The organism is Streptomyces sp. NPDC053750, assembly GCF_044544295.1.
Classification (GTDB): Bacteria; Actinomycetota; Actinomycetes; order Streptomycetales; family Streptomycetaceae; genus Streptomyces.
Genome location: NZ_JBITXB010000009.1, coordinates 1 through 11,962, shown reverse-complemented (window position 1 = coordinate 11,962; position 11,962 = coordinate 1). Strand labels below are relative to the sequence as shown.

The window sequence follows — 11,962 nt, the reverse complement described above, 5'->3', positions numbered from 1 at the left end:
CAGATCTACCGGAAGGAACGGTCATGCGCGCCGTCGTGCTGCACGAGTTCGGGCCCGCTGAGAACCTCCGTTACGAGAAGGTGCCCGACCCCGTGCCGGGTCCGGGTGAGGTCCTCGTGTCGGTGCGGGCCGCGGGGGTCCACCAGATCGAGACGGCGATGCGGGAAGGGCTGGAGATCGGTCCGCCGCTTCCGGGGCTTCCGGCCATTTTCGGGGGAGAGGTGGCCGGCGTCGTCGAGTCGGTCGGGCCGGACGTGGACGAGGCGTGGATCGGTGCCAAGGTGGTGACCGCGCACGGCAGGCCAGGGGGCTACGCCGAGCTCGCCGTTGCCGACGTCTCTTCCCTGCACCGGATTCCGGCCGGCCTGGGGTACGAGGCAGCCGTCACCATGGTCGTGACCGGCACCACTGCGATCGGCCTGCTCGACATCGCGGAGCTGACCCCCGGCGACGTGGTCCTGGTCACGTCGGCGGCCGGCGGGATCGGCCGTCTGGTCGTCCAGTTCGCCCACCGCCTCGGCGCCACGGTCATCGGCGCGGCAGGCGGACCGGCCAAGACGGCGGCGGTGCGAGAGCTGGGAGCCGATGTCGCCGTCGACTACAACCTGCCCGACTGGGCGGGCACGGTCCGCGACGCCCTGGGCGGGCGCGGCGTCACGGTGGTCCTGGACGGGGTCGAGGGAGACAAGGGCCGGGCCGCCTTCGGACTGCTGGCCGAGGGCGGGCGCTACATCACCATCGGCGCGGCCTCCCGGGAGGTGTTCCGTCCCGAGGAGGCACAGCTGAGGGAGCGAGGCGTACGCTTCACCGACGCTCTGGCCATGCTCCTGGAAGGCCAGGACGCGCCCGCCGACGAGGCCCGCGCGCTCAGCGAGGCCGCCCGGGGGAACCTGGTACCGGCCTTCCAGACCTTCCCCCTCTCGCAGGCTGCCGCGGCGCACGCCGCCCTGGAGGCGCGGGCAACGACGGGCAAGGTCGTTCTCGTGCCCGACGTCCCATGGTGAGGCACAGCCGAGACGGTCCGGGCGAAGCCGGCTCGACCCGTTCTCGAGGACGGGCCCTCCGCTATTGCGGTGCGGGGGCTTCGAGTCGGTCCTCGACGGCGAGGACGTCTGCCCATCGCCATGGCCCGGCCGTGCGACCGGCGCGCCGGCCATCACCAAGGCCTGCCTCGCCGTGTGGGGACACCGACGAGAAACCCCCGCCCCCTGGGAGCCGACCTGTAGCCGCGACACACCCGTGTGGCGGCGCAGCTCCTCCGCGGTGGCGCCGTCGCGGGCCTGCTGCGAGGTTGCGGGCGTCCTCCAGCCTGTCTGCGGGGCCCCTGCTCGCCGCGCCGCCGCCTGGTGCGACCGGCCGGCGCGGCTCAGCGGGTCCGGTAGCGGGCGTAGAGCAGTCCGCTGTCGAAGGCACGCTTCTCGACCAGCTCGAGATCGAGCCGCACGCCGTCGGGGAAGAACCGCTTGCCCCCGCCGACGACGCTCGTGGTGATGAACAGGTGATACTCGTCCACCAGGCCGGCCCCGATCGCCTGGGCCGCGAGGTTCGGGCCGTCGACAGTGAGGTCCTGATCAGCCTCGGCCTTGAGCTTGCGCACCGCGTCCGGGTCGAAGGTCCGCTCGAGCCTGGTCCTCGCGCTGGACACCGACGCAAGCGTCGTGGAGTACACGACCTTCTCCGCGGCCTGCCAGTCACGGGCGTACTGCAGGATGTGCGGAGGCTGGTCGGGCTCGGTGTGCGCGGTCTCCCAGTAGACCATCGTCTCGTACATCCGTCGGCCGTAGAGGTACGTGCCGACCGGGCGGAAGAGATCGTTGATGAACGTGTGCACCTCTTGGTCGTCGGCCCCGGTGCCGAGGTCGCCCTCCGCCGCCTGGACGTAACCGTCGAGCGAGGTGACCATCGAGTAGATGAGCTTTGCCATGCGTCTCCTTCGAGTACGACCGCGTCGGTCCGAGACTGTGACGTCCGCAGGCCCCGGAACTCATCGATGGGCTGACCGGCCGGATGCGGAAGACCACATCATCTCCTCGAAGGCTGCTGCGCTGCGGGTGCTGCCTGATGGCTGGGGGGCCGACAGGGCGTGATCACACCGGTGAGGCGGAATATCGACGGCACGGGCCCTGTTGATCGCCATTGTTGATCAACAAGGAGGAGGCCCCATGCCTGCGACCCTTCGGCCCCGCGCGCTCCGTTCCGGCGACCTCGTGGTCGTCACCGCGCCCTCGGGCCAGCTCGAGCCGGGTGAGGAACCACTGCTTGCCCGCGGTGTGGCGATACTCGAGCGGATGGGTTTCCGGGTGCGGGTCAGCCCGATGGTCAACCCGGTGCAGAATCGCTGGTGGGCGTCGGGCACTCCTGCGGAGCAGGCCGACGAGCTCAACGGTCTGCTCCGGGACCCGGAAGTGCGGGCCATCGTCGCGCATACGGGTGGACAGGCGACCATCGGCTATCTCGATCTGATCGATCTGGACGCGATCCGGGCCGACCCGAAACCGATCCTCGGCTACAGCGACATCTCGCTGCTGCACATGGCGCTCCACGCCCGAACCGGCCTCGTCGGCTTCCACGCCGACATCGCCACCCACGGTTTCGGCAGCGACTGGTACACGCTGGGCGACGAGGCCCGTCGCTCCGAACTCGTCGACCTCTACACCCGGGTGCTCACCAAGGCCGAGGCGCCGGGCGCGCTGCCGGCGAAGGAGGCCTGGGAGACCTGGCGGCCGGGCAGCGCGCAGGGACCACTCTTCGGCGGCTTGCTGAACCGCCTGGTCCTCCTGCAGGCGACACCGTTCGCGCCGGCCGCCGAACGGTTCGAGGGCGCCGTGTTGTTCTGGGAGGAGCTGCAGCGGCCGGTCTCGCGGATCTGGAACGACCTGCACGCGCTGAGGCTGTCCGGCGTGCTGGACCGCATCGCCGGCATGGTGGTCGGCATCCCGACCGAGGTCACGCCCCACGAGGGTGGCGGACAGCGCGCAGAACTGCGCGACGTGGTACTCGACGTCCTGGGCCGACGTGACATCCCGGTTCTCGCACAGGTCGACTTCGGTCACACCTCGCCGAACCTGCCGCTGCCCATCGGCGTCCGCGCACACGTGGACGCGGACAACCGGACGCTGTCCCTGATCGAGCCGGCGGTCGCGGAAGGCTGAGTCCTGTCGGTTGCTGACGCGGGCCCGGAGTGCTGCGACCCGCCGTGTTCCGCTTCTCCCCGATCGGCCTGCCTGTCATGCCCGTTGCGCCGGCTTGCCCGATCGTCCTGACCGTCGCCGAACGCGAACGACCGGCTCGGCGACGCCCTGGCCGCACTCGGCCACGAGCGCCGCGTCATCGCCTCCGCCCCCACCACGGCCACCGCGCTGCAACTCGCCCGCGACACCGGCCTCGTGGTCACCCTCCCCGACGCAGCCACCCGCTCCATCCGCCACCAGAGCGGCCTGACCACCCTGACGCTGCCGTTCGAGATGCCCGACGTACCCCTCTACCTGCTCTGGCACCAACGCCACGACAACGACCCCGCCCACACCTGGCTGCGCGAAACAGCCACCCGAACCCTCCAGGCCCTGTTCACCCCACCACCCACGCCCTGACCAGGAGCGGCCCGACAGGTCACACCCGTCGGCGTGGCTGGCGGAGGTGCGGTTGCCCGAGGAGCGGTCCTGGTGCTCGGACTCGCCGGCACCACAGCCTCGCCGGCACCACAGCCTCGCCGGCACCACAGCCTCGCCGGCACCACAGCCTCGGCGGCGCCGGACGCCGAAGCGAGCAGCTCGCCCGCGCAGGCCGCATGCCCCATCTCCTGGCGGACGACAGCCAATTACGCCGGCTTCGCCGCCGGCGGCCAGTACGGCAGCGCCCGTGCCCAGGCGGTCCGGACACCGCAGGCGAACTGGGGTGGCATCAGCGTGGACGGGATCGTGGGCCCGGACACGCAGTGCCCACCCGAAAGGACATCATGGTCATGAGCAAGTACCTCTCGGCAGCCACCACCGCGGCGGTCGGCGCCCTCCTGCTCGCGCTGTAGGGGCGGCCGCTTTGGCAGGGTGTGCTGGGGTGGCGTCGGGGACGGTCATGCGGGGGTCTCGTGCCTGTTGCCGTCCGGCTCGGACGTGATCTGGTAGGACAGCAACTGCTGGAACAGGCCGCGTTGTTGGGAGAGCCGGGCGTAGGTGCCCTCCTGGACGATCTTGCCGTCGTCGAGGACCACGATGCGGTCGGCGATGGCGACGTTGGTGATGCGGTGGGTCACCAGCAGCACCGCCCGGTCCCGGGCGAGGGCCCGCAGCCGCTGGAAGATGCGGTACTCGGCGCGCGGGTCGAGGTTCGCCGTCGGCTCGTCGAGGACCAGCAGACCGGCCTGGCGGAAGAACGCCCGCGCCAAGGCGATGCGCTGCCACTGGCCGCCGCTGAGCTCCTCCCCGTTGAGCCACTCGCGGGCCAGGAGCGTGTCCAGGCCGGCGCCGAGCCTGTCGACGACCTCGTCGGCGTCGGCCGCCTCGCACGCTTCGCGGACCGCCGCATCGCCGCGCGCGGTGGGCTGTCCCTGGGTCACGTTCTCGCGCACGGTAAGCGGCCAGTGCGCGTAGTCCTGCGGCACGAGGGCGACCTGCTGCCACAGGGCCTGCGGATCGCAGTCGCCGGTGGGGACTCCGTCCCACAGCACCTGCCCGCCGCTGGGCAGGTAGAGGCCGCTGACCAGCTTGGACAGCGTCGACTTGCCCGAGCCGTTGAAGCCCACCAGCGCAGTGACCTCGCCCCGGCGCAAGGTGAGGGAGACGTCGGACAGTGCGTCGCGGTCCTTGCCGGCGTAGCGGTGGGTGACCGACTTGACCTCGATCGTCTCCGGCGGCTCGGGACGGTGCGGGCCCCGACGCATGCGGAAGCCGCCTGCCTTGTCGAGGAAGCCGGTCCAGTCGTCCATGTACAGCCCGGTCCGTACGGCGCGCGCGCCGACGGCCACCAGGCCGCGGACCGACATGCCGACGGTCTGCAGGGCGAAGACGGCCGTGCCGGCATGTCCGACGGTGATCCGGCCGGTCGCGAGCAGCCACACGACCGCCGCCCACACCACGGCCGACCCCAGGCCTCCGCACATCGCTCCGACCAGGGACATGCGGGCGCCCTGGTCGGCCGCGGCCCGGTCCTCGCGGTTGATCCGGGCGACCGTGTGCCGGTACCGGCCGGACAGGAAGTCGGCCATGGTGCCGGCGCGGATCTGGTCGGCGGCGTCCTTGGTGTAGATGTGCCAGCGCAGCACGGACAGCATCCTGTTGTCGCCGTTGCTGCGGAGGTTGGCCAGGTATCGGACGCGGGCGGCGCTGACCTGGGCCAGAGCCTGCGGCAGGCTGGCTGCGACGAGGAGCGGGAGCAGGGCCCAGTGGACGCCGGTCAGGACGATCGCCCCGGCGAGGAAGCCGGCGCCCGAGGCGATCAGGTCCTGTCCCTCGTTGATCAGGTCTCCGGTGACCTGGGCGCCGCGGTCGGCGGCTTCCCGGTCGCGGTTGAAGTCGGGGTCGTCATAGGCACACAGCTCGACCTCGGCGCAGCCGGTGAGCAGCATCTGCTCGGCCTCGCGGGACATCAGCGGGCCCAGCCGGGAGGAGAGCCAGTTGACGGTGATGCCGAGGAGCGCGCGCACGCCGGCGGCTCCGGCGAGCAGGGCGACGGAGGGCCATGCCTGAAGGAGCCGGTGGTAGACATCCCCGTCGCGCAGCAGAGCGGTCAGGGTGCCGGCGATGGCGACCAGGCCCAGGGCCTGCATCACACCGCTGACGACCTGGCACAGCAGCAGACCGACGGTCGCTCGCCGGTCGACGCGCCAGGCGAGAGCCAGCGAGCGGCGCACCAGTTGCGGCAGGCGGCGGGCCATGTCGCGCATGCGGATCGAGCGGCCGGCTGCCTCTCGGCTGCCGGTCAGGTCGACGTACCGCATCTGCGCAGCGGGAGCGGACGCCAGGGGAGCGCCCGCAGGCGAGGGTGCGGACGCCGACGGCGCGGCCGGGGGCGCCGCGGGGGAGGTGCGCGGCCCCGGAACACTGTCGGCTGATGCATCGGTGGGCTCACTCATGCCGCCCACCCCGTATCCGGACGTGCTGAGATGAGCCCGCCGTCAACGCTGTTCTGGGCCACGCCGGGCCACTGTTCGATTCCGGGAGGCTGCTGCCAAGGAGCGGGGGCGGGGTGCATGGTGTTCCTCCGTCTGGGCGTCGGTGTGGCACTGGTGCTCTAAAAACGCGCTGGATCCGGTCCCGTCACGGCCTGATCGAGGGGTATGGGGTGCACACGGGTTCTCATGCCGGGGGTGGGCGTGGGGGCTCTGGGCTGTCGCCGCTCAAACTCGTTCGATCAGGGCACCTCACTCCTTCGGGGGATTGCGGACGACAGCACGGACCGGGCCTTCGCGGGCGTTGCCTACGGCCCAGGGGTAGTAGCCGGCGTTCGCTCGGGAGCCGATACGCCTTGTCGGCGCCGATGCGGCCGGGCTGCGAGCGACGCTGTGTGTAAACTTTGGTTGCCGTCAGCCGATTCGGAAACTATAGTTGTCGCATGATGGCCTCTGAGATCACCCCGGAAGAACAGGCGGAACTCGACAAGGCGCTGTACGACGCCTTGAATCCGCTGGCCTCGGCGATTCGCTCCCGGCAGACCGGGCTGCCCGCGGACCGTACGTGGGAAGCGGATCCCATCGAAGTGACACTGTCCGTCCTGGCCGCTTGGAAGGTGGTGGATGCCGAGGTCAAGCGGTTGACCGCACATGCGGCAGCAACCGCCGGCTCCTACGGCGCCAGTTACGAGCAGATGGGGGCCGTCTGGGGCATCACCCGGCAGGGTGCCCGCAAGAAATGGCCTGACGCCGTCAGCCGCTCAGCGCCCGCGACGGCGAGCAGGAGCACGCTCGCGCTCTTCGGGGGGACTGCAGAACTGGTGCAGGCGCCTTCCGGTGACTGGAGTTGGACAGGAGTGGGCGCTGACGGAGCATCCGCCGCGGTCACCGAAGGGGCGCAGTACGCGTCCGCGGAAGAAGCAGCAGCCCATGCGGGCGCCTTCCTAAAGGATCACGCCCTCGACGCCGTCGACCGTTCCTAGCATCAGGCAGCGTTCGCCCTGGAGACGACCTCGCGGACGCGTTCGTCCGGCCGGCGCGATGACGACCTGGCACCGGCGAAGACCACGGCACTGCCGGCGGTGGCGTTGGCCCCACCTGGCTTTGCGTCTGCATCGGCTCACGTGCCCTGCTCGAGCCGACTGGCGCGATATCAAGTGCGGGGATGCGCCTGGCACTTGACACAGTGATATCCCGGACGGGAGTGCGAGTCAGGGGGTATCGTGAGTCACAGATGCTTCTTGCGTATTGGTTCGTGTGTGGAGGTGCGGTGTGTTGATGGTGGGCAGGGTTCTGCGATTCGACGAGGTTCGGGGTTACGGATTCATCCGGCCCAAAGAGGGCGGTGAAGACGTCTTCATGCACGCCAACGACCTGGTCGACGAGAAGCACATGTACCACGCCGGGAGCGAGGTCGAGTTCTCCATGGAGCAGGGCGACAAGGGGCTCAAGGCGTCGGAGATCCGACTGATCCGTCACCCTTCACCGGCTTCACCGGACAGCAGGAGCGGTCGGGTGCCCGCGGAGCAGGGTGATCAGGAGGTGGAGTTGCTCTCGTGCGACGAGTTCCGTGCCGACCTCACCGAGGTCCTGCTGGACACCGCCGGAAGCCTCACGGCCGATCAGCTCAAGCAGGTCAGGTCCGGTGTCCTTGATCTGGTGCGGAAGCACGGCTGGGTCGTGGACTGAGGGACGTCATCGTCGCCCTCACCCTCGTCTCCACGATGCGGGGCGACCTGGACGTGCTGTATGAACGCCTCAATGGGCGCGTGGCCCTCGGCTTGAGTGCGCTGCGCGGTGGCCGGGTGGGCGGGGCCGGCCCCGCCCACCCGGGCAGCGGTCGCGTGCTACGGGCGGACGTATCCGTCCTGGCCGGTGGGGGTCAGACGCGCCGAGATGGCTTCGAGGACCCGGGAGGCGTTCTCGTTGAGATAGAAATGGCCGCCCGCATAGACGGTGAGGCTGAACGCCCCGGTGGTGCGGTGCTCCCATTCCTGCGCCTCTGCACGGCTCACCTGCTCATCGCTGTCGCCTATATGCACATGAAGAGGTGTCCGGATGGGCGGTCCGGGCTGCCAGCGATAGCTTGAGATCGCCTTGTAGTCGCCGCGGATGGCGCCCAGTGACATCCGCATGATTTCCTCATCCGCGAGGATTTCGGAATTTGTTCCGTTGAGTTTAGCCAGCTCTTCGATGAGTGCCTGGTCATCGAGCATGTGCAGGTTTTCCGGGCGATCGAGAGTGGGGGCGCGGCGGCCGCTGATGAAGAGGGCCAGGGGCGTGATGCCGCGGGTTTCCAATCGCTGCGCGATTTCGAACGCGATCGTCGCCCCCATGCTGTGTCCGAAGAGCGCCAGCGGCCGATCCGTGAACGGCAGCAGTTCCTTCGTCACCTCGTCGGCCAGCTCCGCGATGGATTCCCTGCAGCGCTCACTGCGCCGGTCCTGCCGGCCCGGGTACTGCACTGCCAGGACCTCGGTCGTCGGGGCGAGCGCCCGTGACGTGGGGAAGTAGAAGCTCGCCGACCCGCCGGCGTGGGGAAGGCAAACGAGTCTGGTCGTGGCGTCGGGCGCCGGATGAAATTTCCGGATCCATAAATCGGAGCGGTTCGCGTTCTGGGCCATAAGACTCTCATCGCCTCTCGCTGCGAGTTATTCGACGAGGCTAGACCGCACGTGATCAAGGTGCAACTGTGATTCATGTCACTTGACGGTGCGTCGTCCGGGTGGAATGGTGATCGCATGGCGAAGCAAGATATAGCAACGTCAGCATCGAAAATGTTAATGTCGCGGGCGATGCTCCGACTTCTCAAGATGTCGGGGGATCCGGTCGCGCAGTTAATCGCGCGGCGTCCCGACACCGACCCTTATGCAATTTATGAGAGCATCAGGGATAAGGGTGACCTGGTGCGTGGCAATATCGGCGCTTTCGCCACGTGTGATCACGAGCTGGCATCGGTCATCCTCCGCGACAGTAGTCGCTTCGGATCCTTCGCGGTCGCGAAGGCCAAACCCATCGACACCACGGTGTACGACGACCGGGGCGAGCGTCTCATCGTGCCCATGGACGACTCCTTCCTCTCCATGGACCCCCCCGACCACACCCGCCTGAGGCGCATGGTGGCGCCGTGGTTCTCGCCCCGAGCGATACGAGAGCGCACCGCGACCATCGAAAGCATGCTCGACGAGCTGTTCGACGGCCTCGCGGACCAGGACCAGTGGGACGCCGTCAACGACCTCGCCGTCCGCGTGCCGATCCGGGTGATCTCCGCGTTCTTCGGGATCGGCGAAGAAGACTTCGAGCGTTTCCGGCGCTGGGGCGGAATCATCGGTACCTCCGTCGACGGCATCCGGACCATGCGCGACCTGAAGACCTTCCGGCAGATGCTCATCGAGATGCAGGACTTCTTCGGTGATCTGATCGAGCAGCGCCGGCGCGAACCGGGCAACGACCTGGTGAGTTTCATGGTCCAGGCGGAACCCGAGGGCGAGCCGCTCACCTGGCACGACATGATCGCCACCTGCGGCGTCCTGCTCGGCGCCGGCTTCGAGACCACGGTGAACCTGATCGGCAACTGCGTCCTCACCGTGCTGGGCGACGCCGACGTCAGGAAGCAACTCATCGACGATCCGGACCTGGTGCCGAACGCCGTCGAGGAAGTCCTGCGCTGGGACGCCCCGGTGCAGTACCTGCTGCGGGTCACGACCCAACCCGTGACGCTCGCCGGCGTCGACATCCCCGAGGACGCACCCGTGTTCGTGGTCGTGGGCGGAGCCAACCGCGATCCCAAGGTATTCGGGGACAACGCCCAGGACTTCGACCTCCACCGGACGAACAGCCGCGAACACCTGACGTTCGGCGACGGCATCCACCTGTGCGTCGGAGCGGGCCTGGCGCGCATAGAGGCCGCGGCCACCCTGCGCGTGCTCCTGCGCAGATTCCCTGACCTGCGCCTCGCCGAAGGGGCGGAACGCCGACCCACCCGCGTGGTGCGCGGCATGACCTCACTGCCGGTCCGGGACGGCGCGACCGCCGCCGCCACCACTTGACCAACCGGGCCGTCCGGCTCGTCCGCACGTCTTCTCAACACGGGGGAACACTGATCATGGCTGATTCGGCACGGCACCTGCTCGCCGAGATGCGACGTGAACTGGCGGCCACCGCAGGCGACAACGCGTTCGTCGAACTGGTCGTCGCCGGGCGCGCCACAGAGGACGCCCTGCACAGGTACGCCAACGAAGAACAGCTGATCTTCACCAGCGACTGGGGAAGTTACCTCTCCCTCGCCGGACGGTGCACCGCACCGGACACCCGGCAGTTCTTCATGGGGCTCGCACTCGGCGAGGCCATGGGGCTGACCGGACTCGCCACGCTGTCCGCCGCCCTCGGGGTCGACGAGGACAGTCGCCGCGCCCATCAGCCGGCTCCGTTGTGTCAGGCGTATCCCGCCTACACCGCCTGGCTGGCGCTCAACGCCGACCCCGCCGACGTCGTAGCCGCCCTGCTGGCGAACTTCCCCGGTTGGTCCGGGACCTTCGCCGCACTCGCCGGCGCCTTGCGCAAGCACCACGGTCTGGACGACCAGGCATGCGCGTTCCTGGACAGCCTCAGCGCGCCCAACGCGCAGCTCGAAGAGCAGGGCATCGGCATCCTGGACCAGCGGCTGGCCACAGGCTGGGTCCCCGACACCGCGAGACACTACGCCCGCTTCCTGCGCACCTACGACCTGCTGTTCTGGAACAGCCTCGTCGACACGAGCGAGTGACCGGCGTCTGTGCCCTCCCTCCCCACCTCTCTCGCTGACCGCCGACCTCTGATCTCTGGCCGCTGACCCCACCTGCCGGAACAACTGGCGACGCCTTACGGCGACGCCGCTGTGCGCTGCCCGAACGAGGGATCCCCATGTACGTACCCAGGCACTTCGCGCCCGTCGACATCGCGCCCGTCGTCGAACTCATCCAGGCCAACCCCCTGGCCTGCTTCGTCACCACACAGGACGACGTGCCGGTGGCCTCGCACATCCCCGTGGTGTTCGCGTCGGACGACGACCTCACCGGGCCGACCGACCTCGTCGGCGTGAAGATGTACGGCCACCTCAACGTGATGAATCCGCAGTACACCGCCCTCGCCGACGGCGACCGGGCGCTCGTGGTGTTCCAGGGCCCGCACGGCTACATCTCACCCACGGTGTACGACCGTGCTCCGGCCGCCCCGACCTGGAACTTCTCGGCTGTGCACGTCCGCGGGAAGATCCGGCTCCTCGGCCCCGGCGAGCCGGCTCTCAAGGTCGTCCAGAGAACGGTGAGCGCCCTCGAAGGCAGGTTCGGGCAAGGCTGGGACATGACGGATTCCATCCCCTACTTCCGGAAGATCGTGTCCGGCGTCGGTGCGTTCGAGTTCGAACCGGAGGCCGTGGACAGCATCTTCAAGCTTTCCCAGGACCAGCCGGTCGACGTGCGCGACAAGGTCAGCTCCTGGTTCAGCGGCAGCGACGTCAGCACCCACCGAGCACTCGCCGCGGAGATGTGCAGGAACCGTTCCACGGCATGCCCGCACGAGGAGGAGGCGTCCCGTCATGACGGCTGAACCGAACTCGCAGGGACTGCAGGCAGCTCTGCGGCGGCTGATGAAGCACACCCGGCCGGAATCCGACGGCATTCCGCGCGTGGACCGGAGCGAGCCGTTGCCGCTGTCCTTCGCCCAGCAGCGGCTGTGGCTGGTGGACCGGCTGTCTCCCGGTAGTGCTGCGTACAACGTGCCGCTGGCGGTGCGGGTGCGGGGTGGGTTGGATGTGGGTGTGTTGGGTGAGGCGTTGTCGGTGGTGGTGGGTCGGCATGAGGTGTTGAGGACGGTGTTTCG

The 11,962-nt window shown here is 69.1% G+C and carries 11 protein-coding genes and 1 pseudogene; 9 read left to right on the top strand and 3 right to left on the bottom strand.

Going from position 1 to position 11,962, the window contains the following annotated elements; translation table 11 throughout:
• Positions 1 to 23: 23 nt before the first annotated feature.
• On the top strand, positions 24 to 1,004 hold the full coding sequence (locus tag ACIGO6_RS24590; protein WP_399879538.1) for a zinc-binding dehydrogenase: 981 nt from the start codon (positions 24 to 26) through the stop codon (positions 1,002 to 1,004).
• A 362-nt stretch (positions 1,005 to 1,366) separates the two neighbouring features.
• On the opposite strand, the gene ACIGO6_RS24585 is transcribed toward ACIGO6_RS24590, so the two are convergent.
• Positions 1,367 to 1,924, bottom strand: a complete 558-nt coding sequence (locus ACIGO6_RS24585; protein WP_399879536.1) for a dihydrofolate reductase family protein — start codon at positions 1,922 to 1,924, stop codon at positions 1,367 to 1,369.
• Between the two features lie 238 nt (positions 1,925 to 2,162).
• Here ACIGO6_RS24585 and ACIGO6_RS24580 point away from each other — a divergent pair, with 238 nt between their 5' ends.
• The gene (locus ACIGO6_RS24580; RefSeq protein WP_399879535.1) at positions 2,163 to 3,152 is read left to right on the top strand and encodes an LD-carboxypeptidase; all 990 of its coding nucleotides are present in this window, start codon (positions 2,163 to 2,165) and stop codon (positions 3,150 to 3,152) included.
• Positions 3,153 to 3,290: 138 nt separating this feature from the next.
• Positions 3,291 to 3,590 (top strand): annotated as a pseudogene (locus tag ACIGO6_RS24575) (LysR substrate-binding domain-containing protein); the annotation flags it as partial.
• A gap of 479 nt (positions 3,591 to 4,069) precedes the next feature.
• On the opposite strand, the gene ACIGO6_RS24570 reads toward ACIGO6_RS24575, so the two are convergent.
• Positions 4,070 to 5,932: an ABC transporter ATP-binding protein gene (locus ACIGO6_RS24570; RefSeq protein ID WP_399879533.1), complete on the bottom strand. Its 1,863-nt coding sequence runs from the start codon at positions 5,930 to 5,932 to the stop codon at positions 4,070 to 4,072.
• 614 nt (positions 5,933 to 6,546) lie between these two features.
• On the opposite strand from ACIGO6_RS24570, the gene ACIGO6_RS24565 reads away from it, so the two are divergent.
• Positions 6,547 to 7,086 (top strand): hypothetical protein, encoded by a 540-nt coding sequence (locus ACIGO6_RS24565; RefSeq protein ID WP_399879532.1) that lies wholly within the window; start codon positions 6,547 to 6,549, stop codon positions 7,084 to 7,086.
• 295 nt (positions 7,087 to 7,381) lie between these two features.
• Positions 7,382 to 7,792, top strand: coding sequence for a cold-shock protein (locus ACIGO6_RS24560; protein WP_399879531.1), 411 nt, complete (start codon positions 7,382 to 7,384; stop codon positions 7,790 to 7,792).
• Positions 7,793 to 7,950: 158 nt separating this feature from the next.
• Here ACIGO6_RS24560 and ACIGO6_RS24555 read toward each other — a convergent pair whose 3' ends face one another.
• On the bottom strand, positions 7,951 to 8,727 hold the full coding sequence (locus tag ACIGO6_RS24555) for a thioesterase II family protein (protein ID WP_399879529.1): 777 nt from the start codon (positions 8,725 to 8,727) through the stop codon (positions 7,951 to 7,953).
• 171 nt (positions 8,728 to 8,898) lie between these two features.
• Here ACIGO6_RS24555 and ACIGO6_RS24550 point away from each other — a divergent pair, with 171 nt between their 5' ends.
• From ACIGO6_RS24550 to ACIGO6_RS24535, 4 genes are all read left to right on the top strand, one after another.
• Entirely contained in the window at positions 8,899 to 10,152 is a 1,254-nt protein-coding gene (locus ACIGO6_RS24550) for a cytochrome P450 (protein ID WP_399879527.1), read from the top strand.
• 56 nt (positions 10,153 to 10,208) lie between these two features.
• A complete protein-coding gene (locus tag ACIGO6_RS24545; RefSeq protein WP_399879526.1) occupies positions 10,209 to 10,868 on the top strand; it encodes a transcriptional regulator in 660 nt (219 codons plus the stop codon).
• A 137-nt stretch (positions 10,869 to 11,005) separates the two neighbouring features.
• Complete coding sequence (locus tag ACIGO6_RS24540) at positions 11,006 to 11,689, top strand: FMN-binding negative transcriptional regulator (protein ID WP_399879525.1); 684 nt, start codon at positions 11,006 to 11,008, stop codon at positions 11,687 to 11,689.
• Positions 11,679 to 11,962, top strand: a 284-nt coding sequence (locus ACIGO6_RS24535; protein ID WP_399879523.1) for a condensation domain-containing protein, incomplete at its 3' end; no start/stop codon positions are given. The genes ACIGO6_RS24540 and ACIGO6_RS24535, both read left to right, overlap by 11 nt.

Excerpts from the sequence above, each read along its gene's own strand:
- ACIGO6_RS24560 (WP_399879531.1), top strand. The coding sequence starts at position 7,382 with ATGGTGGGCAGGGTTCTGCGATTCGACGAGGTTCGGGGTTACGGATTC.
- ACIGO6_RS24590 (WP_399879538.1), top strand. The coding sequence starts at position 24 with ATGCGCGCCGTCGTGCTGCACGAGTTCGGGCCCGCTGAGAACCTCCGT.
- ACIGO6_RS24540 (WP_399879525.1), top strand. The coding sequence starts at position 11,006 with ATGTACGTACCCAGGCACTTCGCGCCCGTCGACATCGCGCCCGTCGTC.
- ACIGO6_RS24550 (WP_399879527.1), top strand. The coding sequence starts at position 8,899 with ATGCTCCGACTTCTCAAGATGTCGGGGGATCCGGTCGCGCAGTTAATC.
- ACIGO6_RS24585 (WP_399879536.1), bottom strand. The coding sequence starts at position 1,924 with ATGGCAAAGCTCATCTACTCGATGGTCACCTCGCTCGACGGTTACGTC.
- ACIGO6_RS24545 (WP_399879526.1), top strand. The coding sequence starts at position 10,209 with ATGGCTGATTCGGCACGGCACCTGCTCGCCGAGATGCGACGTGAACTG.
- ACIGO6_RS24570 (WP_399879533.1), bottom strand. The coding sequence starts at position 5,932 with ATGCGGTACGTCGACCTGACCGGCAGCCGAGAGGCAGCCGGCCGCTCG.
- ACIGO6_RS24555 (WP_399879529.1), bottom strand. The coding sequence starts at position 8,727 with ATGGCCCAGAACGCGAACCGCTCCGATTTATGGATCCGGAAATTTCAT.
- ACIGO6_RS24565 (WP_399879532.1), top strand. The coding sequence starts at position 6,547 with ATGATGGCCTCTGAGATCACCCCGGAAGAACAGGCGGAACTCGACAAG.
- ACIGO6_RS24580 (WP_399879535.1), top strand. The coding sequence starts at position 2,163 with ATGCCTGCGACCCTTCGGCCCCGCGCGCTCCGTTCCGGCGACCTCGTG.